At 52.6% G+C, this 26176-nt stretch carries 25 protein-coding genes; 19 read left to right on the forward strand and 6 right to left on the reverse strand.

The genetic code is table 11. From position 1 onward, the window contains the following. Window positions 1-54: 54 nt before the first annotated feature. Entirely contained in the window at window positions 55-837 is a 783-nt protein-coding gene (locus HF685_RS14200; protein ID WP_168820550.1) for a response regulator, read from the reverse strand. A gap of 160 nt (window positions 838-997) precedes the next feature. On the opposite strand from HF685_RS14200, the gene HF685_RS14205 reads away from it, so the two are divergent. After that, window positions 998-1288, forward strand: a complete 291-nt coding sequence (locus HF685_RS14205) for an ElaB/YgaM/YqjD family protein (RefSeq protein ID WP_168820551.1) — start codon at window positions 998-1000, stop codon at window positions 1286-1288. A gap of 77 nt (window positions 1289-1365) precedes the next feature. On the opposite strand, the gene HF685_RS14210 is transcribed toward HF685_RS14205, so the two are convergent. Next, window positions 1366-1851 carry a pyridoxamine 5'-phosphate oxidase family protein gene (locus HF685_RS14210; protein ID WP_168820552.1) on the reverse strand — a complete coding sequence of 162 codons (486 nt, stop codon included), beginning with the start codon at window positions 1849-1851 and terminating at the stop codon, window positions 1366-1368. 151 nt (window positions 1852-2002) lie between these two features. Between HF685_RS14210 and HF685_RS14215 the strand changes: the two genes are divergently transcribed. The 7 genes from HF685_RS14215 to HF685_RS14245 all read left to right on the forward strand — a co-directional run bounded on the left by HF685_RS14215 (window position 2003) and on the right by HF685_RS14245 (window position 8224). Next, window positions 2003-3508, forward strand: a complete 1506-nt coding sequence (locus HF685_RS14215; RefSeq protein ID WP_168820553.1) for a sensor histidine kinase — start codon at window positions 2003-2005, stop codon at window positions 3506-3508. Beyond that, window positions 3508-4245, forward strand: a complete 738-nt coding sequence (locus HF685_RS14220) for a Crp/Fnr family transcriptional regulator (protein ID WP_168820554.1) — start codon at window positions 3508-3510, stop codon at window positions 4243-4245. The genes HF685_RS14215 and HF685_RS14220 overlap by 1 nt, the downstream gene beginning before the upstream one ends. Before the next feature lie 75 nt (window positions 4246-4320). Then, entirely contained in the window at window positions 4321-4548 is a 228-nt protein-coding gene (locus HF685_RS14225) for a hypothetical protein (protein WP_168820555.1), read from the forward strand. 440 nt (window positions 4549-4988) lie between these two features. Beyond that, the gene (locus tag HF685_RS14230; RefSeq protein WP_168820556.1) at window positions 4989-6230 is read left to right on the forward strand and encodes a putative DNA modification/repair radical SAM protein; all 1242 of its coding nucleotides are present in this window, start codon (window positions 4989-4991) and stop codon (window positions 6228-6230) included. Further along, the gene (locus HF685_RS14235; protein WP_168820557.1) at window positions 6211-7230 is read left to right on the forward strand and encodes a TIGR03915 family putative DNA repair protein; all 1020 of its coding nucleotides are present in this window, start codon (window positions 6211-6213) and stop codon (window positions 7228-7230) included. The genes HF685_RS14230 and HF685_RS14235 overlap by 20 nt, the downstream gene beginning before the upstream one ends. Further along, window positions 7224-7700, forward strand: a complete 477-nt coding sequence (locus HF685_RS14240; RefSeq protein WP_168820558.1) for a UdgX family uracil-DNA binding protein — start codon at window positions 7224-7226, stop codon at window positions 7698-7700. Before HF685_RS14235 ends, HF685_RS14240 begins: the two co-directional genes overlap by 7 nt. A gap of 74 nt (window positions 7701-7774) precedes the next feature. After that, a complete protein-coding gene (locus HF685_RS14245; protein ID WP_168820559.1) occupies window positions 7775-8224 on the forward strand; it encodes a hemerythrin domain-containing protein in 450 nt (149 codons plus the stop codon). Window positions 8225-10039: 1815 nt separating this feature from the next. On the opposite strand, the gene HF685_RS14250 is transcribed toward HF685_RS14245, so the two are convergent. Continuing rightward, on the reverse strand, window positions 10040-11365 hold the full coding sequence (locus tag HF685_RS14250; RefSeq protein ID WP_168820560.1) for an MFS transporter: 1326 nt from the start codon (window positions 11363-11365) through the stop codon (window positions 10040-10042). Window positions 11366-11483: 118 nt separating this feature from the next. On the opposite strand from HF685_RS14250, the gene cyoA reads away from it, so the two are divergent. From cyoA to HF685_RS14305, 11 genes are all read left to right on the forward strand, one after another. Further along, window positions 11484-12527, forward strand: coding sequence for a ubiquinol oxidase subunit II (gene cyoA / locus HF685_RS14255; RefSeq protein ID WP_425500164.1), 1044 nt, complete (start codon window positions 11484-11486; stop codon window positions 12525-12527). A gap of 62 nt (window positions 12528-12589) precedes the next feature. Continuing rightward, on the forward strand, window positions 12590-14593 hold the full coding sequence (gene cyoB, locus HF685_RS14260; RefSeq protein WP_168820561.1) for a cytochrome o ubiquinol oxidase subunit I: 2004 nt from the start codon (window positions 12590-12592) through the stop codon (window positions 14591-14593). Between the two features lie 4 nt (window positions 14594-14597). After that, window positions 14598-15230: a cytochrome o ubiquinol oxidase subunit III gene (cyoC, locus tag HF685_RS14265; RefSeq protein WP_168820562.1), complete on the forward strand. Its 633-nt coding sequence runs from the start codon at window positions 14598-14600 to the stop codon at window positions 15228-15230. Continuing rightward, window positions 15230-15625, forward strand: coding sequence for a cytochrome o ubiquinol oxidase subunit IV (gene cyoD, locus HF685_RS14270; RefSeq protein WP_211051232.1), 396 nt, complete (start codon window positions 15230-15232; stop codon window positions 15623-15625). Before cyoC ends, cyoD begins: the two co-directional genes overlap by 1 nt. After that, on the forward strand, window positions 15622-16464 hold the full coding sequence (locus HF685_RS14275; protein WP_168820563.1) for an SURF1 family protein: 843 nt from the start codon (window positions 15622-15624) through the stop codon (window positions 16462-16464). Before cyoD ends, HF685_RS14275 begins: the two co-directional genes overlap by 4 nt. A gap of 38 nt (window positions 16465-16502) precedes the next feature. Further along, complete coding sequence (locus HF685_RS14280) at window positions 16503-17828, forward strand: ATP-binding protein (protein WP_246218636.1); 1326 nt, start codon at window positions 16503-16505, stop codon at window positions 17826-17828. Continuing rightward, the gene (locus tag HF685_RS14285) at window positions 17825-18358 is read left to right on the forward strand and encodes a response regulator transcription factor (protein ID WP_168820564.1); all 534 of its coding nucleotides are present in this window, start codon (window positions 17825-17827) and stop codon (window positions 18356-18358) included. Before HF685_RS14280 ends, HF685_RS14285 begins: the two co-directional genes overlap by 4 nt. Before the next feature lie 78 nt (window positions 18359-18436). Beyond that, window positions 18437-18742 (forward strand): IS200/IS605 family transposase, encoded by a 306-nt coding sequence (tnpA, locus tag HF685_RS14290; protein ID WP_246218637.1) that lies wholly within the window; start codon window positions 18437-18439, stop codon window positions 18740-18742. Between the two features lie 539 nt (window positions 18743-19281). Then, the gene (locus tag HF685_RS14295) at window positions 19282-20184 is read left to right on the forward strand and encodes an HNH endonuclease (protein ID WP_168820565.1); all 903 of its coding nucleotides are present in this window, start codon (window positions 19282-19284) and stop codon (window positions 20182-20184) included. Between the two features lie 207 nt (window positions 20185-20391). Further along, window positions 20392-21633, forward strand: coding sequence for a tyrosine-type recombinase/integrase (locus HF685_RS14300; protein ID WP_168820566.1), 1242 nt, complete (start codon window positions 20392-20394; stop codon window positions 21631-21633). Continuing rightward, window positions 21630-22853 (forward strand): tyrosine-type recombinase/integrase, encoded by a 1224-nt coding sequence (locus HF685_RS14305; protein WP_168820567.1) that lies wholly within the window; start codon window positions 21630-21632, stop codon window positions 22851-22853. The genes HF685_RS14300 and HF685_RS14305 overlap by 4 nt, the downstream gene beginning before the upstream one ends. Window positions 22854-22924: 71 nt before the next feature. Here the strand turns inward: HF685_RS14305 and HF685_RS14310 are convergent, their stop codons facing one another. The 3 genes from HF685_RS14310 to HF685_RS14320 form a co-directional block, all read right to left on the reverse strand. Continuing rightward, complete coding sequence (locus tag HF685_RS14310; protein ID WP_343040059.1) at window positions 22925-23500, reverse strand: helix-turn-helix domain-containing protein; 576 nt, start codon at window positions 23498-23500, stop codon at window positions 22925-22927. Between the two features lie 191 nt (window positions 23501-23691). Continuing rightward, window positions 23692-24714 carry a M14 family metallopeptidase gene (locus HF685_RS14315; RefSeq protein ID WP_168820568.1) on the reverse strand — a complete coding sequence of 341 codons (1023 nt, stop codon included), beginning with the start codon at window positions 24712-24714 and terminating at the stop codon, window positions 23692-23694. After that, the gene (locus tag HF685_RS14320) at window positions 24702-26120 is read right to left on the reverse strand and encodes a glutamate-cysteine ligase family protein (protein ID WP_168820569.1); all 1419 of its coding nucleotides are present in this window, start codon (window positions 26118-26120) and stop codon (window positions 24702-24704) included. Before HF685_RS14320 ends, HF685_RS14315 begins: the two co-directional genes overlap by 13 nt. Window positions 26121-26176 lie beyond the last annotated feature (56 nt).

Consider the following 26176-nt stretch of genomic DNA (forward strand, 5'->3'; position numbering starts at 1 on the left):
GGTTCATTTTGCGAGGGCTGGCTTGGCGAATATCATCTGTCTCAGTAGTTTTCATTAAATCTTGGCTTCCTGTTTGGTCGGTGAGAAGAAGAGCGCCTGGCTTATCGCCGCGCGGATAGCATTGGGTTGAAACGGTTTGGTGATTAAAAATGTTGGTTCCGGGCGTTCCCCTGTCAACAGGCGTTCCGGAAAAGCCGTAATAAAAATAACCGGTACGGAGAATTGGTTCAGAATATCATTGACCGCATCAATGCCAGAACTCCCGTCTGCGAGTTGAATATCGGCGAGCACCAGGCTTGGCTTGGCTTTTTCGACGGCAGCGAGAGCGCCCTTGTGCGTGGTAGCAGTACCGCAAACGCAATGACCCAGATCGGTCACAATCTGTTCGAGTTCCATCGAAATAAGCGCTTCGTCTTCGATGATCAGAACATCGGACCGCATTTCCTCATCAATATCAGCAATCGCATCCTCAAGCAGGCCGTTGACGGAATTTTGTCCGACGTCGGCAATTTTCGCGACATCCTTGATGGAAAAACCCTCTAGCGCTGTTAGTAAAAGAACCTGACGGCTGACCGGAGGAATTTTATTGAGATGATCTTGGCCGTCGGCATCCTCGCCATCGGTCTGGGTGTCGACATTAGCGCTTTCCCAGATTCCGGAAAAAATCCTGTAGAGTCCCACTCGGGCATTGTCTCTGGCAATCACTGAAGGATCGGCAACAATGGTCTCTAGTGTTGCTTTTACAAAGGTATCACCGCTTTTCTGACTACCGGTCAAAGCCCGGGCGTAGCGGCGCAAGTAAGGCAAATGCGGCTTTAGCGATTCGGATAGTGACATAAATATTTTACTCCGTGGTCTCACCTGTACGTTTTGCATCGGCAATGGTTGCAATCAACTGCAAATTTAGCGTTGTTTTTGCGGTGGTTTGCAAACTCTATTTGGAACCTATGCTCTGGCCAAGCGTATTAGTTTTTATTCAACCCAAAGGAGTATTCTGATGACTGGTAATTACACCGACGAGATGGGTGCAGTGAAAACTGACCTCAAAATACTGAAAGACGATTTGACAAAGCTTACCGAGAAAGTTTCGGCAGATGCCAAAACAAATGCGCGCGAATTACGGGACAAGGCCGCAGGGAAGATTGAAGAAGCGCGTACCACTACTGTGAAAAAGGGTGCCAAGGGCCGCGCCAAAGCTGAAAAAGCGATCAAGGAAAATCCATTGGTCGGTATCGCGGCGACCGCAGGAATTGGACTGCTTGTAGGTGCATTTCTCGCGCGCCGGTGAAATTGCTCAAGACAACCTTAAAAAGGCGTGCGGTCCAAAAGCCGCACGTTTTTTTTCGCTTTCCGAGACCGTCTTTGTCAGCTCATTATCATGGTCTTGTTGTCACCCATTTCTGGCTTCTTCCCGGTTATCTTCGCTTTTGCGAGTTCCCAAGTTTGCACGAGCGCAGACTCTGGCGAGGACCAATATTCGGCTATCTCCGGTATAAAACAAATCGCCGCGACTTTAGGGTCGTCTTTATCGCACTTCAGCCAAGCTTCGGCCCAAGGTTCCCATAGGTCATCAATCTTGTCTGCATCGCGGCAAATAGCGGCATGCCCACTCATCGAAACATATGTTTCTTTCTCCGGGCAAGCATAAGTCAGGTTGCTTTGCTTGTCGGCGCCAATTTCGGCGGTCTTGTCTGAAGGTGTCTCGGTAAGAAACCAAATCTCTCCGCTATCGCGATAGAGCTTCCCTTTAATAGGTCGGCTGCGCAAATCATACTCATTTTCGGTGACAAGCATCGCGGTGCCGACATCGTCAATCATGTCGTATAGTTCTTCGCGATCGTAAGCGCTCATTAAAAATTCTCCTTTTCGTTGCTTTTAAATCCAAATAGGTCTCGCCCAATCAACGGATTACAGCGCTTTTCGTTCCGAGAGATGCAACATAATTCAGATTTGATAGTTGTGACTTTATGCGGCAGACACTTCAGCCGAAACAGGAGCATGAATGAACTCGATAGCCAGACCTGAGCACAGACTAAACCAGTCGTATGAAAATCGACGGCTGGAAACACTTGCGCAATATCACATTATGGATAGCGCGCCCGAGATCGCGTTTGATCGCGTGACAAGGCTTGCGGCCGATGTTTTTGGCGCGCCGATGGCATCTATCTCATTGATAGATCACAAGAGACAGTGGTTCAAATCCGCTGTAGGATTGAAAGAGCCTCAGACGCATCGAGATATTGCGATTTGCGCCCACGTTCTAGATAGTGGGGAGACATTGGTTGTCGAGGATGCCTCGCAAGACTCGCGATTTGACTGCAACCCGCTGGTGACCGGTGATCCGTTTATCAAATTTTATGCAGGTGCACCCCTAGTCGCACCGAATGCGATGATTTTAGGAACACTCTGGATCGGAGATACGGGACCACGCGACCGACCGACTAAAAATCAGCTCGATCAGCTGCAAAGCATGGCCGAGATCGTAATGAGCGAAATGGAACTTCGCCGGGAAATTATCTTGCGTGAAAAAGCACAGAAAGCTGCAGCTCTGGATCGTACCAATCTAGATCTGACACTGGCGCTGAGCAATACCGCGAGCTTTCGCGTTGATATTGAGACAGGCAAAATCGAGTGGGCCGGTGCTTATATGAAGGTTTGGGGGCAAGACGCGGGCGAATCACTGGTAACTGTTGATGAGGCGATGGATCGCATCCATCCTGATGATCGTCAGTCGGTGCAGGAGGCGATGGCGGAAGCTGCAAAGCCTGGTGTGATATATGATGCGCGGTTCCGCATCATATGGCCCTCTGGCGAAATACGCTGGATCGAGGGTGTCGGGGATCAAATCGAGATTAACGGTCGCCATACGTTGACCGGCCTCAACAAGGACATAACCAATTCGGTCGACCAGCAGGAAAAATTGCGGCTCCACACACGCGAACTTCATCACCGGCTCCGCAATTTATTCGCGACGCTGCAGTCGATCATGACCCTCACCAAAAAATCGGCCACGTCCATTGACGACTATATCGAACGGATCAGCGGACGCTTGCGAGCACTAAACCGGGCCCAGCAAATATTGCTCGATACAAATTTTGTCACCGGATCATTCGCCGCCCTTGTCCGGGATTTATGCCAGACCTATCCGCGGGTACGCTCTTCCGGCCCTGACATCACGCTTCCGGAAAATGCGATGGTCTCCCTGTCTCTCGTACTGAATGAGCTGGCCACCAATGCCGCTAAATATGGGGCTTTGGCAGCCGATGAAGGAGAGGTTAATATCGATTGGGAAGTCCATTCCAACGATTCAGGACCGCAAGTCAAATTGTGCTGGTCCGAACAAGGCAGCGGAAAAAGCGATGATGCCCCGGCTAGCACGGGCTTTGGATCATCATTGATTGACCACAGTATAACTCGCAACCTGCAGGGAAAGGTAAATCGTGACTGGACATCGGATGGTTTGGTCTGCACGATTATTTTTCCCGTTCCTGAAGATGGAAAAAAATAATGGCCCGAAAGGCGCTTTTGCGACGTATTTCCTTTTATGCCGATCTCGATGATAACGATAAAGACGTCATCATACAGCTTAAGGGTCATGAAAAACGGTTTGAACGCAATTCCGATCTTATAGATGCCGGGCAGGAGCTGGATAGTATTTTGATCGTCAAGGACGGTTGGGCCATTCGTTATAAAACGCTGGAAGACGGGCGCCGTCAGGTGCTGAACGTGCTGCTTCCAGGCGATATGTTTGATTTGCAGGTGCTTGTTGCGGCCGAAGCTGATCATTCGGTATCAACCATAACCACGCTGGATGCTCTGTCGGTCAAACCATCAGTCTTTCGGGGGTTATTGACCGAATCAGGCCGACTGACATTGGCTTTCTGGTGGATGCAGGTGCAAGAAGAAGCATTTCTGCGAGAACAGATCGTGCGCAACGGACAGCAGACTGCACGAGAACGGATCGGCCATTTTTTACTAGAGTTGCATCGCAGGCTGCAAATAGCAGATGAGGGTACACGAGACGGATTCCGCATGCCGCTTACCCAGACCGTGATTGCCGATGCGCTGGGCTTGACGCCCATTCATACCAACCGGGTACTTCGGCAATTGGAGCGGGATGAACTGATCGAACGTGAAAAAGGCTGGGTTGTGTTCAAGGATGCCGGCCGATTGGCGGAGATATGCCAATTTGATCCGAGCTACTTTCATCTTGATGCGTTTCGGATGCGATTAGGGCGCGACTAGAAATTATTTTGCGAGTGCGGAACTGGATATGGCGACGAGCGTTGATCCCTTTGAACCAATGAAGGGAGTTCACTAATGAATAAAATTTCAATTGTTGCTGTTGCGGCTACCGCACTGTCTTTGACTGCTTGTGAAGCAAGTGTAAAAGAAGAAGGCGAAATGCCATCAATGGATGTAGAAGTGTCCGGCGATGCCGGTTCTCTGCCAGAGATTGATGTTGAAACGGCTGACATCGAAGTAGGAACCGAAGAAGTCACTGTTGATGTTCCTGACGTTGATGTGAAGATGCCTTCCGAGCAATAGTCTCGAAAATACCAGATTTTATCAGGCCGGGCGAATTGTCCGGCCTTTTTTTGCGCAATAAATTCTCGTCTGGAATGCATAAGAAGTGTGTGTGTGGAAAATTCGGCTGGGAAACTGTACCCGGGATCAATGGGGACATGAATAGGCCAATTTCCCAGCCTGACTTTTGAAAATGAAATCCGAATTCGGGTGAAGTGCGAAACATCATCTCATAGATAACCGCGGTTGCGCAAATTCGTTCCTAAAATAATCAAAATTATTTCGTCGGCTTGATTTGTGGCATAATTCGCAACATTTCCTGCTGTCCCGACAGTGAATACCATCTGTGATGCCGTCGCTCCCGCCTTAAAATTTCCAAAAAAAAGCGCGACGCCTGAAAGACAAACACCCTCCTAACATATGTTATAGAACATAAACAGAACATTTGCTAAGGAAGAGTAATGTCCAAACTCACCCGAGCTGAAAAACTGGCGATTCTCGCCGACGCTGCCAAATATGACGCGTCCTGCGCATCGAGCGGTTCTACCAGGAGAAATTCATTAAAGTCCGGCGGTATCGGTTCGACCAGCGGAATGGGCATTTGCCACAGCTATGCTCCGGATGGGCGCTGCATCTCGCTGCTCAAAATCCTGATGACCAATTATTGCATGTTTGACTGCCTCTACTGCGTAAACCGCACGTCGAGTAACGTCCGCCGGGCGGCCTTCACGGTGAAGGAAATCGTCGACCTGACGCTGGATTTTTACAAACGCAATTATATTGAGGGTCTGTTCCTCTCATCGGGCATTATTCGCAGTCCCGACTATACGATGGAGCAATTGGTGGAGGTCGCCCGGCACCTGCGAACCACCCACCGGTTTAGCGGCTATATCCATTTGAAGACCATTCCGGAGGCTGATCCCGATCTGCTGGCACAAGCGGGACGCTATGCTGACCGATTGTCGATTAATATCGAGCTGCCCGATGACAAATCCATCGCCAGACTAGCCCCCGAAAAAAATGGCGAACTGATTCGGAAAACCATGGCCGGTCTCGGCAACAAAATCAGTGAAGCAAAAGCCGAACGCACAATCTCGCGTAAGGCTCCCATATTTGCTCCGGGCGGTCACAGCACGCAGATGATTATCGGAGCTGATGCATCCGATGATGGAAAAATCCTCAGAACCAGTAATAGTCTTTACGGAAAATTTGGCCTGAAGCGGGTTTATTATTCAGCCTTTAGTCCTATCCCCGATGCAAGCCGGAGTTTGCCAATCAAGGCGCCGCCGCTGATGCGCGAACACCGGTTGTATCAGGCCGACTGGTTGCTTCGTTTTTACGGTTTTTCGGTAGATGAGATCATGTCGGGCGCGAAGACCGGGCATCTCGACCTGTCCATTGACCCCAAGCTGGCCTGGGCGTTGCAGAACAGGGCGCAATTCCCAGTCGATATCAACCGTGCAGAAAAGGAAAAGCTCCTACGGGTGCCGGGTTTGGGCACAACCGGCGTGGGAAAAATCCTCCGAGCCCGCCGATTTTCAGCGTTGCGATTGCGCGATTTGGAAAATATTTGCCAATCGGTGAAGAAAATTCTGCCGTTCGTTACTCTAACCGACTGGAATCCTGGAAACCAGCTCGATTCATTGAGCCTTTACGACCGACTGAAACCACCACCAAAGCAGCTTGACCTATTCAGTAGCTGACATGCCTGCAGACTGTTCATCATCATTAACGCCGACCGAACAATATCGTATTGAAGTGAAAAACGAAACTGACATTGCGGGCTGGCGAGAGGAAGCGCGCACGCTGTTAGTTAATAATATACCGCCGGAACAGCTCGACTGGACAGTGCGGAGCCGAGCGAACAATAGCCAGTTTGATTTTGGCGTGGCCGAGCCGCCAAAATTATCAACAGCAGCTGGCACGTCCGATTTTCGTGTCGCCAAAGAATGTCTGCGGCTGATCAATACCGCGTTGCTGCACCGCAATGAGGATCGGTTTGATCTCGCATACCGCTTGCTGTTCCGGATGCGCCACGCGCCCAAAATTTATCAAAATCCGGCGGACAGCGATGGGAAACGCCTATCCGCCTACGCCAAATCGGTGCGGCGCGATATTCACAAAATGCATGCCTTTGTCCGGTTTCGGAAAACAGGACTCCGTGAAAACCGTGAACAATTTATCGCATGGTTTGAGCCAGACCATCATATTGTCGAAGCCGTCGGCCCTTTCTTCCGTAACCGTTTCACCGGGATGGACTGGATCATCGTTACGCCCGAAGCCAGCCTTTCTTGGGATGGAAAGTCTTTGATTAATGGTCCGGGTGGCTGCAAGCAGGATGTGCCGACGGACGATGCAGTAGAGCAGGAATGGTCCACTTATTACCGCAATATTTTCAATCCGGCCCGATTGAAAACGCGGGCGATGAAATCCGAGATGCCGGTCAAATACTGGCATAACTTGCCGGAGACAGCGCTCATTCCATCGCTGATCAAAAAGTCTGGAGCAATGGTTCAGCAGATGATGGAGAAAGAAGAGCAGCAACTCGTGCTGGGCGATGAAGCGACTGTTGAACACCGCACCAAGCCGGCGTCGCTCGAAGCGCTGAATGCAGAAATGGCTACGCATACCCGATCAATCAGCGAGAACTCTGCTGTTAACGCGGTCTTCGGTGAGGGCCATGGGATGCCCGCATCATGCTGATAGGTGAACAACCGGGCGATCAGGAGGATCTTGCCGGACGCCCCTTTGTCGGTCCCGCCGGGCAAATTCTAGACAGGGCCTTGGCGCGAGCAGGCATCAGCCGCGAAGCCGCCTATCTCACCAACGCAGTAAAGCGGTTCAAATATGTACAGCAAGGGAAACGCCGGATTCACCAGACGCCATCACTTGCTGACATCAAGCATTATCGCTGGTGGCTCGAACAGGAATGCGAACTGGTCAAACCGGACATCATCGTGGTGCTTGGCGCAATTGCAGCGCGGGCCATGACCGGGAAATCGGTCACAATCTCGCGAACCCGCGGTGAATTGCTGGAACATGCTGAGCACAGCCTTCTGATGATAACAGCGCACCCCTCCTATATCCTCAGAATTCCTGATAAAGCCGGTCAGGAAATTGAATATGAAAAGCTGGTCCGCGATCTTTCCGCCGCGATGAATGCCGTCCGCTGATCCTTCATCCGAAAACGCAACTATTTTCGTTCTCGAGCGTAATTCGGGTTAGAGACGAACAAACGGAGACAGACATGAGTGATATTTTTACCCGCCTCAAGCAAGATCATGACCGCCATCGCGAAATGCTGGCCAGAGTTGCCGACACCAGCGGCGACAGCAAGGAACGCAGGGAAGCTTTCGAGCAATTGCGCATTGATGTGTCGGCCCACGCCAATGCCGAGGAACAGTCGCTGTATGCCGAGATGCTCTCTAGGCCTGATTTGCAGGACAAGGGCCGTCATTCGGTGGCCGAGCATAAGGAAGCGGACGACATATTCGAAGAACTATCTGAAAAACCTTTTGACGACACCGGCTGGCTGACCCGGTTCAAAACGCTCAAGCACGAACTCGAACATCATATGGAAGAAGAGGAAAATGATATCTTCCCACCCGCCAAGGAGGGGCTGAGCGATCAGCGCGCTGGAGAATTACTGAAGATATTCAATGACCGCAAACCAGCCGAGGTCGATAAGGTCATATAGAACGCTGCAAGAAAACAGCATTATCACGTTTGAAGACTGGGCAGCTCAGAATAGGTGCAACTAGTACTCATGCGCTGGTGCAGCTTGTTGTGTACGTTGTTATGGTCGCGCTGGCCGGGATTGCCAGCATTCGCGGCTACTCGAAAATGAACGGCATTGATTTCGGGATACCTGAATGGTCAAATATCGCCATCGTGGTGAGAAGAAGATGAAGACGCTAGGGGTAGACGCGTCGCTCGAAGCAAATATCACACTATCAATTGCGATTAAGCTTAAGGCAGAGGAATACTAAATTGAGAAAATTGCAGATGAAGCTTTTGTTGGCTCAATCATTAAAAACCAGACAGGAAAGCTGATCGGGCGGTTTAAAAGTCAGTTTAGCACTGATGCAAGTGCTGACGAGGACATTAAACTCATGGAAAAAGTCAACTTAATGACACCAGAGAATATCCATATAAACTCGTTCATGTACGAACCGATTCTGGATATGTCATCTGAGCATTTGATACAGCTATATGGTGAAGTTTCACCGCTTAACTAACTACAGAAATCCAACACCCTTTCCTACACACCACTCCCCATGCCATGCTCGCCCCATGAGCCATCGCATGTTCAACCCAAACCCGCCAGCCGCCGCGCTTCTTCCGACGCCGCACCAGATGCCCGCCCAAATGTTGGGAACGTTTCTTGCAACGCGCGCGGGCGCGCGCACGAGTAAGGCTCACTTTCCTAAACTTTGTAATATTATTACGTAGGGTGGGCAGGGCGCTGGTCTCCTCCCGCAACCAGTGCGAGCCGGGCGGGCAGGGTCGCTGCAGAAGGTCACACATTGTGGGCTGACCGCAGCTATCCGGTCCCGCTTTTCCGTAGGATACAGGCAAAGGACACAGAAAATAAAATATGCGGTTGGTGTCAACCAAAGCCAGCAGTTTTGTGCGCGTCAATTCCAACGAAAGGAGTTTATATGACGAGATGAAAAGGTGGTTGGGGTGATAGCTTGAAGGTCAATCCGTCTGGATGGAGCCCTGAGACCCTTCGCTCACGCTCGGGATTTTTCCGGGATTGCATCCCCCGGATGCTATCTGTTTCCGGAAAAATGGTGACCCTACGGGAATCGAATTGCTTCTTTATGTGATTGTAATAGTTAATATAAATAGAGCATTTTGGAGGCTCGTCCATCGGTCGTACCATCAGGAACAAAAAGTAAACAGGTTCGATTCCTAAAAGAGGAATATCTGCGACCGATACGGAAATTTGCGAATCACTTCATTGTTGATTCGCCGTATCGGAAACGGGCTCAGTTTCTACTTCCATTCGATCTCTGATTTGCAATCAGTTATGCAAAACAACTTGATGCTGACAGCAGATTAGCTCAATCGAATTGGCAGCAATGTTCGACGCTGCCGACAGTCTCTTATTCCGCCCGAGAGGCGGCAAGCTGCCGTCGGTTCGTAATTGGCTGCGAGCGTCGATGACTTTGCTTTGTGTAGTCTGGAGAAAGCCTATCTCGAGCTTTAGCATGAGCTGCTGGGTGCCTCAGGAATGAAACCAACTCAGTCGCAGGGTCGGGCCTCATTTCCGGCAAGCCATTCATAGCGGACTGCTGCCGCCGAATTGGAAGGCGGCTCTTTGTTCTCTGCGATAATGACCTATACCTCTTTGGTAGTTCTAGTGAATGAATCCCAGAATGCGCCCTCGACGCCCCTGTTGATCGGCTTGGCTGCGCCCTTCCCATTCCTGCACGATGACGCTGATAGCTGGTCAATGGCTTGTCGATAAACACGAAGCCGCGATGAGGCTTTTTCATGAAAATTTTCACTGCATTTGTGCGAGCTCTTTGTTGATATACAGCGCAGCCAGAGTAACCAAGGCGCCAGAGAGGAGATACCCGCCGGCGGCCAGAAGCCCGAAGCTATTGGCCAGAACCAGCGCGGCAAGCGGAGCGAAGCCTGCGCCCAAAAGCCAGGCAAGGTCGGAGGTGAGTGCAGCGCCGGTGTAACGGGTATGCCCGGCAAAGTTGCTGGCTACTGCGCCCGATGATTGGCCAAAAGAGAGCCCAAGCAGCGCAAAGCCCACGATCATATAAGCAATTTCGCCGCCTTGGCCAAGGCTCAACAACTGTGGCGCGAACCCGCTGAAAATGGCGATGGCGACCGCGCACAGGCTCAAGAGAAACCGGCGGCCCACCCGGTCGGCCAAAATGCCCGAGGCAATCACTGCGCCGATGCCGAAAATCGCGCTTACCGCCATAATCATCAAAAAGCGGGAGGGCACTTCGTCTGTATAAAGGAATATCCAGGCCAGGGGGAATACGGTCACCATGTGGAACAAGGTGAAGCTGGCCAATGGGGCAAAGGCGCCGATTATGATGTTGCGCCCTTCGGCTTTCACTGTTTCCATCACTGGCGCGGGCTCAAGTGCGCGATTGTCAAACGCGGCGGCATATTCCGGCGTGCTGACAATGCGCAACCGGGCGAACAGCGCCACCACATTGATGGCGAAGGCAACGAAGAAAGGATAGCGCCAGCCCCAGCTCAGAAAATCTGCAGCCGAAAGATTGGCGACGAAAAAGGCGTAGAGGCCGCTGGCGACGATCAGGCCAATGGGCGCGCCCAATTGCGGGATCATTGCATACCAGCCGCGCCGCTTGACAGGCGCGTTGATCGCCAGCAGCGAGGCCAGCCCATCCCATGCGCCCCCCAGGGCCAGGCCCTGGCAGATGCGCAACAGCGCAAGAATGACGACAGACAGCGAACCAACGGCTGCATATCCCGGCAGAAAGGCAAGCGACACAGTTGCAGTGCCAAGCAGGAACAGCGCGGTTGTTAGCTTGGCGGCCCGGCCATAATAGCGGTCAATCGCGTTGAAAATGACCGATCCGACGGGCCGTGCGATAAAAGCGAGCGCGAAAATCGCAAAGGAATAAAGGGTGCCTGTCATGCGGTCGACATAAGGGAAGAGCAGCGCAGGGAAGACCAGCACCGAGGCAATCGAATACACAAAAAAGTCGAAAAATTCGGATGTGCGGCCAATGATAACGCCAATTGCGATTTCGCCCGGCTGAACCCTATGATCGCGGCTGTTGATGCGTTGAACATCTTGCTCCAGCGTGGCTGGCTGGGTTTTGGCGGTTTTGGTCATGGTTTTTTTGTCTACTCTGCTTGCCCCATGCTGCAAAGAGCGCATTATACGCAGGGGCGGTTCTTAGGATGCCGTATTAAGCCAAAAGCCCCGTGCGCGGGATAGGACAAATTGTCCAATGTCACAGCGCAACATAAACGCTTATTTGATCCGCATGAAAGATTTGTTCGACTCCCCCGTTCCGTTTCGCGCCGCAAAGCGTGTGGTTCCCGCTGCTTGCCTCATGGGCATTTTGGGTGGCTGTCAGGCTGTGGTGCTCTCGCCCTCGGGTGATGTTGCAGCGCAGCAGCGCGACCTCATTGTCATCGCAACTGTGCTGATGCTGCTCATCATCATTCCAGTAATGGCCCTGACGGTCCTGTTTGCGCGGCGCTACGCCAAGCAAAATGCCAATCCGGATTATCAGCCCGATTGGGATCATTCGACTGCGCTGGAGCTGGTGATCTGGGCCGCGCCCTTGCTGATCATCATCTGCCTTGGCGCCGTCACCTGGGTGGAAACGCACAAGCTGGACCCCTATCGGCCGATTGAACGGCTCGATGCCAATCGCCCGGTTGCCGCAAATGTGAAGCCGCTGGAGGTGCAGGTCGTCTCGCTCGATTGGAAATGGCTGTTCATTTACCCTGAATATCAGATCGCGACAGTGAATGAATTGGCCGCGCCGGTTGATCGCCCCATTGCGTTTCGTTTGACGTCCTCCACCGTGATGAACGCTTTTTATATCCCGGCGCTGGCAGGGATGATCTACACCATGCCCGGGATGGAAACCAAGCTGCATGCAGTCATAAACAAGCCCGGTGATTTTGCAGGCTTTAGCTCCAATTTCAGCGGCAGCGGCTTTTCGAAAATGCGCTTCCGCTTCCATGGCCTCAGCAACGCCGAGTTTGATCGCTGGGTAGCGAAGGGCAAGGCGGGCGGACAATCATTGGACCGCGCATCCTATTTAGCCTTGGCAAAACCAAGCGAGGCTGCGCCCGTCATGCGCTTTTCTTCGGTATCTCCGGGGCTTTACACCGCCATTGTCAACCAATGCGTCGCTCCGGGTCAGCGCTGCATGGCCGATATGATGCGCGCCGATCCAGCTCCAGCGCAGTCACCGACGCGCCGCCTGCGCGGTGCCCAATATGCTGCGGAAGACAAATATCCCGCGAACAGAAAATAGCCGCGCTGCCCGCAAGGGGAGCTGCCCATGAATGATCGACTTTTTGATTTTGGACAATTGCCATGACCAATGAAATTCCTGCTACCAGTCCGTTTTTTGGGCGCTTGACGATCGATGCGCTGCCGCTGCACGAACCGATTGTGCTGGCGACTTTTGCCGTGGTGGCGATTGGCGGCATCGCCTTATTGGCGTATATTACATATGCCAAAGCCTGGACAATGCTCTGGAAGGACTGGTTCACCAGCGTCGATCACAAGAAAATCGGCATCATGTATATCATCCTTGGGCTGGTGATGTTCCTGCGCGGCTTTGCTGATGCCATGATGATGCGCTTGCAGCAGGCCATGGCTTTTGGGCCGAATGAGGGCTATCTGCCGCCCGAACATTATAACCAGATTTTTACTGCGCATGGCGTGATCATGATCTTCTTTGTCGCCATGCCGCTGGTCGCCGGGCTGATGAACTATGTTGTGCCGTTGCAAATCGGCGCGCGCGATGTGTCGTTCCCGATGCTGAACAATGTCAGCTTCTGGATGACGGCTGCGGGCGCTATCCTCACCATGATCTCCTTGTTTGTTGGCCATTATGCGCAGACCGGCTGGCTCGCCATGCCGCCTCTGTCAGGAATTGAGGCCAGCCCGGATGTGGGCGTGGACTATTACATCTGGGGGCTGCAGATCGCCGGAGTGGGGACTTTGCTGTCTGGTGTCAATTTGATTGCGACGATCCTTAAAATGCGCGCCCCGGGCATGACGATTATGAAAATGCCCATTTTCACCTGGAGCGCTTTGTGCACCAACGTCCTGATTGTTGCTGCTTTCCCTGTGCTAACCGCAGTGTTCGCGCTGCTCAGCCTTGATCGCTATGCGGGCACGCATTTCTTCACTAGCGAGCTTGGCGGCAACCCGATGATGTATGTCAACCTCATCTGGATCTGGGGCCATCCCGAGGTCTATATCCTGATTTTGCCGGCCTTTGGTGTGTTCTCGGAAGTCGTCGCGACTTTCTCACGCAAGCGTTTGTTTGGCTATTCCTCGATGGTCTATGCGCTCGTGGTCATCACCATTCTTGCGTATCTTGTGTGGTTGCACCATTTCTTCACCATGGGATCGGGCGCCAGTGTCAATGCGTTTTTCGGCATCACGACCATGATCATTTCGATCCCAACGGGCGCCAAAATCTTCAACTGGCTGTTCACCATGTACCGCGGCCGGATTACCTTTGAGCTGCCGATGATGTGGACAATCGCGTTCATGCTCACTTTCACCATTGGCGGGATGACGGGCGTGTTGCTCGCGGTGCCGCCAGCGGACTTTGTGCTGCACAATTCGCTGTTTCTGGTGGCGCATTTCCACAATGTGATCATCGGCGGCGTCTTGTTCGGCATGTTCGCGGGCATCATTTATTGGTGGCCAAAGGCCTTTGGCTACACGCTGGACGTGGTCTGGGGCAAACGCTCGTTCTGGTGCTGGGTTGCGGGCTTTTATTTTGCCTTCATGCCGCTGTATGCGCTGGGCCTGATGGGCGTCACGCGCCGTTTGCAGCATTTTGATGATCCCAGCTTGCAGCCCTTCTTCCTCGTTGCGGCCTTTGGCGCTGCGCTCATTGCGCTGGGCATTGCTGCCATGGCGATGCAATTCTTCGTCAGCATCCGCGACCGCGCGCAAAACCGGGATTCAACCGGCGACCCGTGGGATGGCCGCACGCTGGAATGGGCCACCACTTCGCCGCCGCCCGAATATAATTTCGCCTTCACGCCAGTGGTGCATGACAATGATGCCTGGTGGGATATGAAGGCCAATGGCTATCAGCGACCGGTGGACGGATTTGCGCCGATCCATATGCCAAAAAACACCGCAATCGGGCTGGTCTATGCCGCGCTCAGCGTTGCCTTTGGCTTTGCCATGGTCTGGCACATCTGGTGGCTGGCGGGCAGCAGCTTCTTTGCCATTATCGCTGCCGCCATTTTCTACAGCTTTATTTACGATCGCGATTTTTACATTCCGCAGGCCGATGTCGAGCGGGTTGAGGGGCTGCGCACAGAAGCGCTCGCTATGCAGGGTTGAAGCCATGAATCTCCAATCACAAGACTCTTTTTTCAACGGCGATAAGCCGGTTTATCATCTGGCCGAGGAGCCGCATCATCCCGAAGGACACAGCACGATGCTGGGCTTCTGGATCTATTTGATGAGCGACTGCCTCATCTTTGCGGTCTTGTTTGCGACCTTTGCGGTTTCCAGCCAGAGTTTTGCCGGCGGGCCGGGGCCGCGCGAGATGTTTGAGCTGCCGCTGGTGGCGGTGAACACTGCCATGCTGCTTTTTTCCTCGATCACTTATGGCTTTGCCATGCTGGTGATGGAGCAGGGGAAAAAGGGCGCAACGCTGCTTTGGCTCGCGATCACTGGCCTGTTTGGCCTCGCCTTTCTGGGCATTGAGCTTTATGAATTTTCGCATCTTTTTGGCGAAGGCGTCACCCCGCAAACCAGCGCTTATTGGTCCGCTTTTTTCACCTTGGTTGGCACGCACGGGCTGCATGTCACCTTTGGCCTTATCTGGCTGGTGACGCTGATGGGGCAAACGCTGACCCACGGGCTGACCCGCGCCAACAAGCGGCGGATGCTGTGCCTCAGCATGTTCTGGCATTTCCTTGATGTCGTTTGGATCGGCGTGTTTACCTTTGTCTATTTGATGGGAGTGGTCTGATGAGCAATATGCCTGCAACCAATGATGAGCATGGCGCGCATGGCCATGATGACGGCGCCCCGCATGGTAGCTTCAAGGGCTACGTCACTGGCTTTGTGCTGGCGGCTATGCTTACCATCATTCCCTTCGCACTGGTGATGACTGGCGCGCTCGGCAGCACCTCGGCCACGGTCCTTGCCGTTCTTGGCCTCGCCGTCATCCAGATTGTCGTGCACATGGTGTACTTCTTGCACATGAACGCGCGTGTCGAAGGGGGCTGGTCGCTCTTGGCGCTGGTTTTTACTGCGATTTTTGTGGTGATCACGCTCTCGGGTTCGATCTGGGTGATGTATAATATGAACACAAATATGATGCCGCCGATGACGCAGGAGGCCATGCAACAGCTCGCGCAATGACGCCCACTTTGCATAAAGCTGGCCGCAATCCTGCGCGCAAAAAAGCGCCTTGGCTGGCGCTAATTACCCTTTGCTTTGTGCTGCTTTGCGGCCTTGGCATTTGGCAGGTCGAGCGCTTGCAATGGAAAGAGGCGCTGATCGCGCGGGTCGATGCCCGGGTTCATCGTGCGCCTGCCCAAGCGCCTGGGCCAAGCGCCTGGGCCGGGATCACGGCGGATAACAGCGAATATCTGCCAGTGACAGCCAGCGGGCGCTTTTTGCCTGTGCAGCCCGTGTTGGCAAAAGCTGTCACAGCCTATGGCAGTGGCTTCTGGGTCATCAGCCCGCTTGCTACCGATCAGGGTTTTACGGTGCTTATAAACCGCGGTTTTATTGCCGATTCCGCTGCCAAAGGAGCCGCTGCAAACGGGTCCATTGCCAACGGGTCTACTGGCGGGCTTGCCGCGCCGCCGCCGGGGCCGCAAACTATAACCGGCCCGCTGCGGATCAGCGAACCCAGAGGCGGTTTCCTGCGTTCCAATGATCCGACTTCTGGCCGCTGGTTTTCCCGCGATGTCGCCGCCATTGCTAAAGCGCAGCGCCTGACCGGGGCCGCGCCATATTTCATCGATGCTGCAGCAGGATCGGAACCGGCGGCCGGGCCGCCGCCGCCTGGTCGTGCGGGCAATGCCAGTGCCAGCGCGCGGACTGTGCCGATTGGTGGGCTGACCGTGATTGCCTTTCCAAACAATCATTTGATCTATGCGATAACCTGGTTCACGCTGGCTTTGATGGCGGCTTATGCCGGCCTGCGCTTGTTTCGTGATGGCAAAGCGCCCTATAAGAAATCATGGCTTTGACTGCACCTCTGTCCCTAACCCGCTTTTCTTATGCACCCATGCAACAAGCCGAACCCAGCGGGCGGGACAATATGCGCCTGCTCATCAATATGCGCTGGCTGGCGCTGACCGGGCAAGGGGCAACGGTCATCCTGGTTCATTTTGCTCTTGGCATTGCGTTGCCAGTTATAGCTATGCTCGCGATCATCGGTGCGCTGTTCACGCTTAACCTCATCAGCCTCGCCCGCACGGAGCGCAGCGAAGAAGGTAGCGATGATAGAGGCGAAGGCATAAGCGATAGTGGGCGCGAAGAAATCGGCAACAGCCAGCTGTTTGCCGCGCTGCTGCTTGATGTGCTGGCGCTGACTGGCTTGCTTTATTTTAGCGGCGGTGCGACCAATCCGTTCATCTCGCTGTATCTTTTACAGATTGTGCTGGGCGCGGTTCTGCTGCGCAGTTGGTCGAGTTGGATAATTGTGGGGATTAATTCGATTTGCTTCTTGCTGTTGGTACAGTTTCACATTCCGCTTAACCTACCAGAGAAACTGCACCTTGGCCCGTTCGATCTCTACATTCTCGGCACATTCGCATCCTTCGCGTTGATCGCGGTTCTGCTGGTGCTATACGTCACTCGGATTAACGCCAATTTGCGAGCAGGTGATGCGAAGCTAGCAGCGATGCGGCAGCATGCAGCCGAGGAAGACCATATTTTTCGCATGGGCTTGCTGGCGTCGGGTGCGGCGCATGAATTGGGCACGCCGCTGGCCTCTCTCGCGGTCATCGTCAACGACTGGACCCATTATGAGAAACTGAAGGGCGATCCAGTTATAATGGAGGAATTGGACGACATGCGGATCGCAGTTGACCGGTGCAAGTTGATCGTTGGCAATATCCTGCTGTCTGCCGGGCAAGCGCGCGGCGAAAACCCGGTTATCACAACCGTTTTTGCATTTTTGGAAGAGGTGGTTTCCGATTGGCGAGCACGCCATGGCGGCGATGCGCTGACATTCGAAAATCTCCTGACCGAGGACGAAAATATTGTGTCAGACAGCGCGCTGAAACAGGTAATCGGCAATATCCTCGATAATGCGCGCGAAGCTTCAGGGACGCAAATCTGCCTAGCCGCCATGCTCGACAATGGTAACCTTATCATCAGGGTACAAGACAATGGCCCTGGTTTCGATCCAGACGTGCTTGCCAATTTTGGTAAGCCTTATGTTTCGACCAAGGGTAAGCTGGGCGGCGGCCTTGGCTTGTTTCTGGTTGTTAATGCTATGCGTAAAATGGGCGGGAATGTGTCGGTTGCCAATGAACCGAGTGGCGGCGCGGTTGTCACGCTTTCATTACCGCTCATAGCAATCCTTTATCGCGGTACAACAGCATGACTGTTCGCAGCCTGCTTATCGTCGAGGATGACGCAGATTTTGCCCGCACGCTAAAACGGTCGTTCGAACGGCGCGGTTACCGTGTTAGCCATGCCGACAGCCTTTCCTCAGTGATGTCCTGTGTTGCAAGCGAGACGCCGGATTTTGCGGTGGTCGATTTAAAGCTGGGGACGGAAAGTGGATTGGCATGCGTCAAGGCGCTGTCGGATCACAGCCGCACGATCATCATTGTGGTGCTTACCGGCTATGCCAGCATAGCCACGGCTGTGCAGGCAGTCAAATTAGGCGCGGCCAATTACCTGCCCAAACCATCGAACAGCGATGATATTGAGGCGGCTTTCGGAAAAGTGATCGGCAACGTCGATACCAAAATCGAAACGCGCACTACGCAATCGATAAAGACGATAGAATGGGAACATATTCACGAAGTACTGGCAGAAACTGGATTCAACATTTCCGAAGCCGCTCGCAGGCTGGGGATGCACCGCCGTACGCTGGCCCGCAAGCTTGAAAAGCAACGGATCAAATAATATTTTTAGTATATCCGTCAGCTTATAACTGGCAGGAGGCTTTAGCCGTTTTGTTGGTTCAGCAAGATTCTCCAGAAAATGACTAGCTCGCAGGCGAGGGCATTATCTGCAGGATCATTGTTTAAGGCATATGCACGGGGGTCTCACACGGCTTTGCATCATCGGCATCATATCTTGTGGGCACCGAAATATCGTTTCAAGGAGGTGGACGGCGAGGACCGTATGCGGGTGCGAGAGATTGTCCGGCAGGTTTGCAACGAACTGCCAGTGGCCATCATTCACAGTGCATTGACATGTGATCATGTGCATATGTTCGTCGAGACCCCACCCCATATCATAGTCAGCGACTTCGTACGCAAAGCCAAGGGGCGATCTCCCTTATGATACAGCAAGAGTTCGAGCATATCCGCGAACGCTTCTGGGGCCAACGCTTCTGGGGCAGAGTTTGCTTCTCAAACACATCCAGTAATCTAACCGATGATGTAATCTTAAACTTTTTGGATAAGCACACCAAACCAAACCGCAATCGCTTAAACCCCAGCCCGTTAACCTACCAGCATCAGCCGGCTAGTTATTCAGTGTTGCTGATCTGGTTAGGATCATTCGCTATTTGTGGAAGCTTCTGTTATTCCCGTAGTGCCCAGCCAAGGTTAGAAAAGCGGCCAATTGTAACACAGAAATCTAAGGTGACTGAATGACAGCTATCGGTGATGCTTGAACGATGAACTAACGGCAAAAAAATTAGCGGGATGGTTACCTATGTGAGCAACGTAAAATCGTTGGAACGAACACTTCTGAATGTTTTACATTGATCAAGACGGAGAAACGTGTTTGCCCCGCGTAGTAAGAACGTCGGCTCTCCGGAAAAAATCGTGCCGCAAAATAGAATTTCCTAATCCGCCAATGCTCGCTAGCGTCCGCCAATGACCTTTTGCGTTTTCATTCACCGATCAGATTCGATCTATGACGACAGCCCGGCTGAGCGCTATCAATTTCCGCGCCAGTATTTAAAGCGGGTTGAGCAATGTATTGGCGACTGGATTATCTATTATGAGCCCAGCAAAGTTGCAGACACGCGTGGTTATTTTGCGGTCGCAAAGGTCGAGCAGGTGGTGCCCGATCCCACCGCCAAGTACATGTATCTCGCGCTGATTGAACCCGGCAGTTATTTGGATTTCGCAAACGCCGTGCCCTTTAACGGCCCGCATGGCGTTGTTGAGCGGGGCGTGCTTAATGCTGAAGGCAAGAACTCGGGCCGCGCGCAATCTGCTGTTCGGCCTTTGTCGCCTCAAGACTTTAATCGCATCATCGATTTAGGGTTGGCGGAAGATGATAGTTTTCTACCGCGCGTGGATACTTTCGAACCAGCAGTGTCGCAACTACGCGAAGAACGAACGCCGTTCTTGTTTAAAGTTGAACGTGATCGCGTTGCAAATCTCGGATCACGCCTAGTCCGCGATCGGCTATTCAGACGGCGCGTGGTGGCGGCCTATGGTTCACGTTGCGCGATTACCGGATTGAAACTTATCAATGGCGGCGGAAGGGCTGAGGTGGAGGCGGCCCACATCAAACCCGTTGAGAAGGGCGGACCAGATATTGTGAGCAATGGGCTTGCGCTATCGGGAACCGTTCATTGGATGTTTGACCGGGGCCTGATTGGCCTGGAAGATGACCTGAATATTCTCATTAGCCGCCAAGCCAATGACCCCGAGAGTATTCGCAGCATGATCAACAAAAATAGCATAGCAACGGCCCCGCAACGCTTGGGAGACCGTCCCCATCCGGCATTTTTGACATGGCACCGCGAGCATATTTTCAAACATTGATTGGGTACTAAAAATGCTCAATTGCCGACGGGCTGCTGGCTCTTTGGCCCAGGGTTTCATGCTACGCAAATTTAAGTCTCCAACAACTAGAAACAAGGCCCACAGTCGGGAACTTGACAGGTACACCGTACGCAATTTCATTGCAGTAAGAAGTTATAAACCATTGGTTTTGCATCCTAATTGTTCCCAAGCGAGGAGCAAAAAGCGATGTTCTCCAATGGCCATCTACTACCAGAAAATCTACCCCGGAATCACCTTAAAGTTGTTGCTGATTCTGTATCAAAAACACCCACCCAATACAGTGTCCACCTGAATGGCAACATAGCGCGGCGGCGCGTCGGTAATACAGAAATCGAATATTGGGATAAAGACCTACCGGGCTTTGGACTTAGAGTGTTTCCATCCGGGCGCAAGACATGGTTCGTGATGCTTAGGCAACGCGGCAAGCAGCGACGTATTTCTTTGGGTCATGTTGGTGAGGTGAGTGCCAAGACGGCGCGCCGTCTGGCGAAAGCAGAGCTGGTGAAGGTCGCTCTTGATGGATTACCTATCGCGAACGCTAAAACTGACGCCAAGAAGAAACAATCTCCATTAATACGTGACTATGCGCCTCGCTTCTGGGCGGATTATGCACGCCACTGGAAACCAAGCACGCAGAAAAGAAACAAGGTTTCCGTGTTTCGTGACATCTGCGAAGCCTTTGGTGATCGGCGGGTAGATGAATTGCGCAAAAGCGATATCTTGCTGTGGCGTGATGGTTTTGCAGAAAAGCCGGGGTCGTTCAATCGAACCCTACCTGTTCTAGCGGTCATGATGACCTATGCGGAACAGCTTGGGTTGCGCCCGCGTGGTTCCAATCCATGTAAAGGGACGCCGCGCTACAAGCGCAAGCGCATGGAGAGATTTTTAACAAATCGCGAGTTTCAGCGACTGGCGCTTGCATTGCGTGAGTTTGAAGACCGGAGGCCCGATATTGTACGGGCAGTTAAACTGCTCATTTTTACAGGCGCGCGGTGCGGAGAAATCCAAAACGTGCGCTGGGAATGGGTGCAGCCGCCAAGACTGATGCTTCCGGACAGCAAGACGGGCGCAAAGATCATTTATCTTAACCGGCAGGCCTTGACTGTCCTGAATGATATTCCAAACCAGCGGCGCGAAGGATGGGTTTTTCCAGCGCCGCAGTGTGATGGTCCGATCAACCTGACAAACTTCTGGCCAAGAATACGGGAGGTGGCGGCTCTACCGGATGTACGGCTTCATGATCTGCGGCATAGTTTTGCCTCGATAGCTATCCAGAACAATATCTCGTTGATGGTCATCGGCAAATTACTTGGCCATGCTCTTGCTGAAACAACGGCCCGATACGCCCACTTATCCGATGAAGTGGTTTCCGATGCTGCGAGTAGAGTATCCGGCTCAATCGCCAAATGTCTGGGGATAGCGTCATGAACGCGCTGACACTCAAAGGCATTGTCGAAGAGGAACTTGGTTATCTCCATATCGACCTCACCGGCAATTGCAGCCGCAAGGGCAAGTTACGGACAACACGCTGGTCAAGAAAGTTACCGGGATTTGGCGTCCGCATCTATGGTAGCGGGCGAAAGGTCTACGTGGTGCAGGCGTTGATGCAGGGCAGAACGCGCACGGTTACTATCGGCAACGCAAAGATATTGAATCAACGCCAGGCAATGGATGTGGCGCGGCGGGTGCTTGTTCGCGCACAGATTGGACAGAACCCGGCAGAGGAGAGAATAGCCAAACGTAAAATCCCGCTATTTGCCGATTATCTCAAATTCTACTGGAAGACGATGATGCCCAAGTGGAAGCCATCGACGCAAATGACCCAGACCAACTATCGCCAAGCCTATCTCGACAAAGCCTTTGCTGGAAAGTTCCTTGATGAGATTGAAGAAGCAGATGTCGTGACGTGGTTTAACGATGTCACCAATCGCGGCGGTCCCGGTGCAGGCAATCGCTGTTTTGAGATACTACGCGCCATGTTCAACAAGGCGGAGGAATGGGGTCATCTCAAGGAGGGTAGCAACCCATGCGCCTTCGTGCGCGCCAACAAGCGGCGCAAGTGTGAACGGTTTTTATCTGATCAGGAGTTTGCAAGGCTGGGCATGGCGCTCGACAAACACGGTAAGGATTATCCGTTGCAGGCTACGATCATCTACTTGCTCATTCTCACTGGTTGCCGGAAGTCAGAGATAGTCAACCTGCTATGGTCTGAAGTGAAGGGTCGGCGTTTGTCGCTGACAGATAGCAAGACCGGACCGCGCACCGTCTGGTTGGGAGAGGAAGCACGCATCCTGTTGGCAGCATTGCCGCGCCATCGCAATCATCCCGAAGTGTTTTGGAATCCGAAGACAAGAAAGCCGGTAAAGTCCATCGGAAAATTCTGGGAGAAGGTGAAACAGGATGCCAGCCTCAGCAACGTACGCCTGCATGATCTCCGCCACAGCTTTGCCAGTCATGCGGCGGCTCGTTCGGAAACATTGCCGATGATCGGGCAGCTGCTTGGCCATTCCCATGTCACGACTACAGCGCGCTATGCGCATCTGGATGACGGGCAGGTGATTGAAGCATCGCAAAGGATTGGAGATTTGCTCGAAGAGGCGATTGGAAAAAGAACAAACAGGATTCTTTACGTTAAAAGTGAACAATAAAAATGCAGTTTGATACTCAAATAGCGCACCAGAAGTCGACCGATTTATGCGACGATGCCATTTGAGTTGGATTATAAATCAGTCAGTTCCTGAAGCCGGTTACGGTCCAAAATCAAGACTTCGCGCTGGTCTGGCAATTTGATCAAATCTGCTTTGGTAAGTTCCGTTAATTGCCGGCTGACGGTTTCAATTGTCAGGCCCAGAATGTTGGCAATCTGTTGGCGCCCAAAAGGAAGAGTGAATTTATCCAGCGGGGCAAGAATTTCGTCACAGCATTCATCTTTCAGTCGCTCGGACATATCGAGTAAAAAAGTCGCCAGCTTTTCCTGCGCAGTTTTGCGTCCGAGCAGTAGCATCCATTGCCGGCTATTATCCAGTTCGGTCAATGTACGCTCCAATATTCTATGCTCAAGCTTGGGGTGTTCCTGTGCAAATTTTTCAAATCCTGCGCGCGGAAAAGAATGGATACGGGCATCGGTAATTGCGCTAATGGTATATCGCGTCTGATCACCAAATGGCCGCCCGACGAAATCCGCAGGATAGGCAATTCCGACAATCTGTTCACGTCCGTCGCCCAGCGATGTGGAAAGTTTCAGCACGCCTTCAATAACGTTGGCGACTACAGATGACTTGTCTCCCTCCCACATAAGGGTTTGACCGGCGGATAAGGATTGCCTGTGGCCAATTTGACTCAATATCGCTCGCTCGCCGTCTTCCAAAACGGAGCAAATTGCACGATTTCGAACGGGGCAGTCGGCGCAAGCAGTCATGGTACTGCACATAGTTGCTAAATATCTGACTGTATAGGCTGTTCGCGTTGCAAATTTGGGACATACACTTACGTGGCAGTAATCTCCTGCATTACATAAAATAGGCAGTCCTGTTTGATGATGTCAACGTCAAGTGTGGCCATGGATGGGATGATGTCATTACGGGTGATCAAACGGTTGTTCTGGATTTCGAACAGATCGTAAGCAATATCCTCTCCATTGTCGGTGGTCGCGGTAATTGGTAGCTGATCGCAGTCCGTCATATCTGCAAGCCATTGACCTGCGTTCAAGACGCCAAAGTTAAAATGATCCAAATCATCACGGAATCGCACCTCGGATGTTCCATCAAATCCAAAATCGATTCCGGGTTTCATTTTCACGATGGCCTGCGTTTTCAGCAATATTATGCCACCCTTCGCGAGCGCATGATCGGGCAGGTTTTGCATGTGTAAACAAGCCTCGAGATATTCCGCTGCATGATCCAGCGCCGCGTCTTCTCCCGCCTTGCCGCATTCAAGTGTTACAGCCGGACAATATTTGGCCATGGCAAGCGATTGAGTGCCCACTGGCTGCCGATAATAGACTGTGGTGCGCGCGAACGATGCCGCAAGATGCAAAAATGGTGGATCCAGTTCGTTCAAACAGGCGTAGTGCGGATTGGTGCCAGTGTTGTTATGAAGATCGATACTGGCGAAAAGAGGTTTGGCGGTTACTGTTTCAACCACCTGTTGCATCAGCTTTGCTTCGCATGAATCGGGGACGAGAGTACCCGGCCACGCTCGGTTATAATCGGTTTGTCCATTCAAAACGCGCTGGCGTTTCTTCGCGGCTGCAACATTGGCGATAAAAAGCCACATCGAGCGGGGAAGCAGCTGGCACCGATATTTGTTCAAAATTGCCTGAACCGCTTCGAAGCCAGTTGGTTCGTTGCCATGTTGCAACACAGTAACGAACAAAGGTGATGACTGACGTCCCTCGACAAAGAATAGCGAAGGACCGCCCAAAACCGATTCAAGCTCTGTCGGCGCGCAGGTGTATAGCGCGTCAGGAATCTCGTCGAACCGTCGCAAATCTATGGTCAGATTGTCCACCTGTGTACCGGAGTATCGGTTTGTTGCCGCTCCAGATAAGCAGCAACCAGACCGGCCATGTCAACATCATGTTTGGCCAAATAATCGCGTTGCCATTGCGCGCCGTTTTGTTTGCTGGCTGCTCGTTCGGCGATGATTCCCAGATAGGTTTCGATATCAGCATCTGCCAGACCCAGTTGCTGTAGACCTGTTTCCGCCATTGGCACGAAAGTGTCGCAGATCATGCGATCCAGCGCCAGATCATCAACATGATCCCATCGTATTTTGGCATTCAGGCCATGCCGCGCCGCTGCATAGAAATTGTCGCGCGCGGTGAAAAACTGCGTCCGTTTGTGCGGCGGGTTTTCGTGGGTAGCGAGATAGGTGACCAGCCCGAAAGAGAAGGCAGCATTGGCCATTGCATCGGCGATGGTAGGGCCAGCTGATACCGCGCGCTGTTCCATGCGAAAATGCGGTGTGCCGTCATCATCCCACCCGACCAGCGGTCGGTTCCAGCGCCAGATGGTACCGTTCTGCAGTCGCAAATGATCAAGCTTTTCATCTCCGCGATCAGAAACTTGCGGCAACAAAACCGGATAGCGTTGGCGGTTTGCAACGAATACTTCGCACAGTGATTCTTCGATAAAGCGGACACCAAAGGTCGCTCGCTCGGCATAGTCCCAATCCCCGACCGAGACAGCTTGTTCGAATAAGGGAATCCGGGTTTCGTCCCACAAATCCTTGCCAAATAGATACGGCGAATTGGCCCCTACGGCAACCAACGGCACCGAGGCCAGTTTGGATGCATTATAATAGTGCGCGCCCTGATCCGGTGGAATTTTGAGGTGGATTTGGAACGATGTTGTCGCCGCTTCGAGCATGACATCATGATGCACCGTGTCGAGTTTGTCTTTGCCCGAGATGTTCAATCCGATCGGCTTCCCATGTCGCATTTTGAAAACCTGCTTGTTCACGGCACGGTACCGTTTTCCCTTCGACATGTTTTCAACACAGAGATCGCTGTCACGGAGTGTCGGCAATATTCCAATATTTGCGAGATGAAGCCCCATGGATTGCGCGACATCCGACGCATTGCTCCATTGGTTCGCCAGATTATCATGAAGATGGGATATAGCATTGCCCGTCAGTATGGCCGGGTCGCCGTTCAGTTCGATATTGAAAAGCGACAATTCACGGACGACCAGTTCGCTATTGATCGCTTCGATAAGCTCGTCGTTTTTTGCTGCCGGACGCATATTCTCGTCCACAATCCAGGCTTCCAGTTCAAATCCACCTGTCGCGGGACCGCTGGATAACAAACCCTCAGCCTCCCACTTTTGCACCAGATCGGTCTCACGATGCAGGCATTCGACAAATGCGCCGTAATCGGCATCGCAGAAAGTGATCGTGTCCAGTTCTTGCCCCATGCCCTCTCCTCAAGGAAATGCGTTTCGGGTAATATGGCCACAGAAACAGCCGCTTA

Origin of the sequence: Parasphingorhabdus halotolerans, from assembly GCF_012516475.1 — a bacterium.
Taxonomy (GTDB): domain Bacteria; phylum Pseudomonadota; class Alphaproteobacteria; order Sphingomonadales; family Sphingomonadaceae; genus Parasphingorhabdus; species Parasphingorhabdus halotolerans.

What these genes read in the sequence shown, in the direction of transcription:
- HF685_RS14200 (WP_168820550.1), bottom strand. Translation starts at nt 837, where the DNA reads ATGTCACTATCCGAATCGCTAAAGCCGCATTTGCCTTACTTGCGCCGC.
- HF685_RS14205 (WP_168820551.1), top strand. Translation starts at nt 998, where the DNA reads ATGACTGGTAATTACACCGACGAGATGGGTGCAGTGAAAACTGACCTC.
- HF685_RS14210 (WP_168820552.1), bottom strand. Translation starts at nt 1,851, where the DNA reads ATGAGCGCTTACGATCGCGAAGAACTATACGACATGATTGACGATGTC.
- HF685_RS14215 (WP_168820553.1), top strand. Translation starts at nt 2,003, where the DNA reads ATGAACTCGATAGCCAGACCTGAGCACAGACTAAACCAGTCGTATGAA.
- HF685_RS14220 (WP_168820554.1), top strand. Translation starts at nt 3,508, where the DNA reads ATGGCCCGAAAGGCGCTTTTGCGACGTATTTCCTTTTATGCCGATCTC.
- HF685_RS14225 (WP_168820555.1), top strand. Translation starts at nt 4,321, where the DNA reads ATGAATAAAATTTCAATTGTTGCTGTTGCGGCTACCGCACTGTCTTTG.
- HF685_RS14230 (WP_168820556.1), top strand. Translation starts at nt 4,989, where the DNA reads ATGTCCAAACTCACCCGAGCTGAAAAACTGGCGATTCTCGCCGACGCT.
- HF685_RS14240 (WP_168820558.1), top strand. Translation starts at nt 7,224, where the DNA reads ATGCTGATAGGTGAACAACCGGGCGATCAGGAGGATCTTGCCGGACGC.
- HF685_RS14245 (WP_168820559.1), top strand. Translation starts at nt 7,775, where the DNA reads ATGAGTGATATTTTTACCCGCCTCAAGCAAGATCATGACCGCCATCGC.
- HF685_RS14250 (WP_168820560.1), bottom strand. Translation starts at nt 11,365, where the DNA reads ATGACCAAAACCGCCAAAACCCAGCCAGCCACGCTGGAGCAAGATGTT.
- cyoA (WP_425500164.1), top strand. Translation starts at nt 11,484, where the DNA reads ATGTCACAGCGCAACATAAACGCTTATTTGATCCGCATGAAAGATTTG.
- cyoB (WP_168820561.1), top strand. Translation starts at nt 12,590, where the DNA reads ATGACCAATGAAATTCCTGCTACCAGTCCGTTTTTTGGGCGCTTGACG.
- cyoC (WP_168820562.1), top strand. Translation starts at nt 14,598, where the DNA reads ATGAATCTCCAATCACAAGACTCTTTTTTCAACGGCGATAAGCCGGTT.
- cyoD (WP_211051232.1), top strand. Translation starts at nt 15,230, where the DNA reads ATGAGCAATATGCCTGCAACCAATGATGAGCATGGCGCGCATGGCCAT.
- HF685_RS14275 (WP_168820563.1), top strand. Translation starts at nt 15,622, where the DNA reads ATGACGCCCACTTTGCATAAAGCTGGCCGCAATCCTGCGCGCAAAAAA.
- HF685_RS14280 (WP_246218636.1), top strand. Translation starts at nt 16,503, where the DNA reads ATGCAACAAGCCGAACCCAGCGGGCGGGACAATATGCGCCTGCTCATC.
- HF685_RS14285 (WP_168820564.1), top strand. Translation starts at nt 17,825, where the DNA reads ATGACTGTTCGCAGCCTGCTTATCGTCGAGGATGACGCAGATTTTGCC.
- tnpA (WP_246218637.1), top strand. Translation starts at nt 18,437, where the DNA reads ATGACTAGCTCGCAGGCGAGGGCATTATCTGCAGGATCATTGTTTAAG.
- HF685_RS14295 (WP_168820565.1), top strand. Translation starts at nt 19,282, where the DNA reads ATGACCTTTTGCGTTTTCATTCACCGATCAGATTCGATCTATGACGAC.
- HF685_RS14300 (WP_168820566.1), top strand. Translation starts at nt 20,392, where the DNA reads ATGTTCTCCAATGGCCATCTACTACCAGAAAATCTACCCCGGAATCAC.
- HF685_RS14305 (WP_168820567.1), top strand. Translation starts at nt 21,630, where the DNA reads ATGAACGCGCTGACACTCAAAGGCATTGTCGAAGAGGAACTTGGTTAT.
- HF685_RS14310 (WP_343040059.1), bottom strand. Translation starts at nt 23,500, where the DNA reads ATGTGGGAGGGAGACAAGTCATCTGTAGTCGCCAACGTTATTGAAGGC.
- HF685_RS14320 (WP_168820569.1), bottom strand. Translation starts at nt 26,120, where the DNA reads ATGGGGCAAGAACTGGACACGATCACTTTCTGCGATGCCGATTACGGC.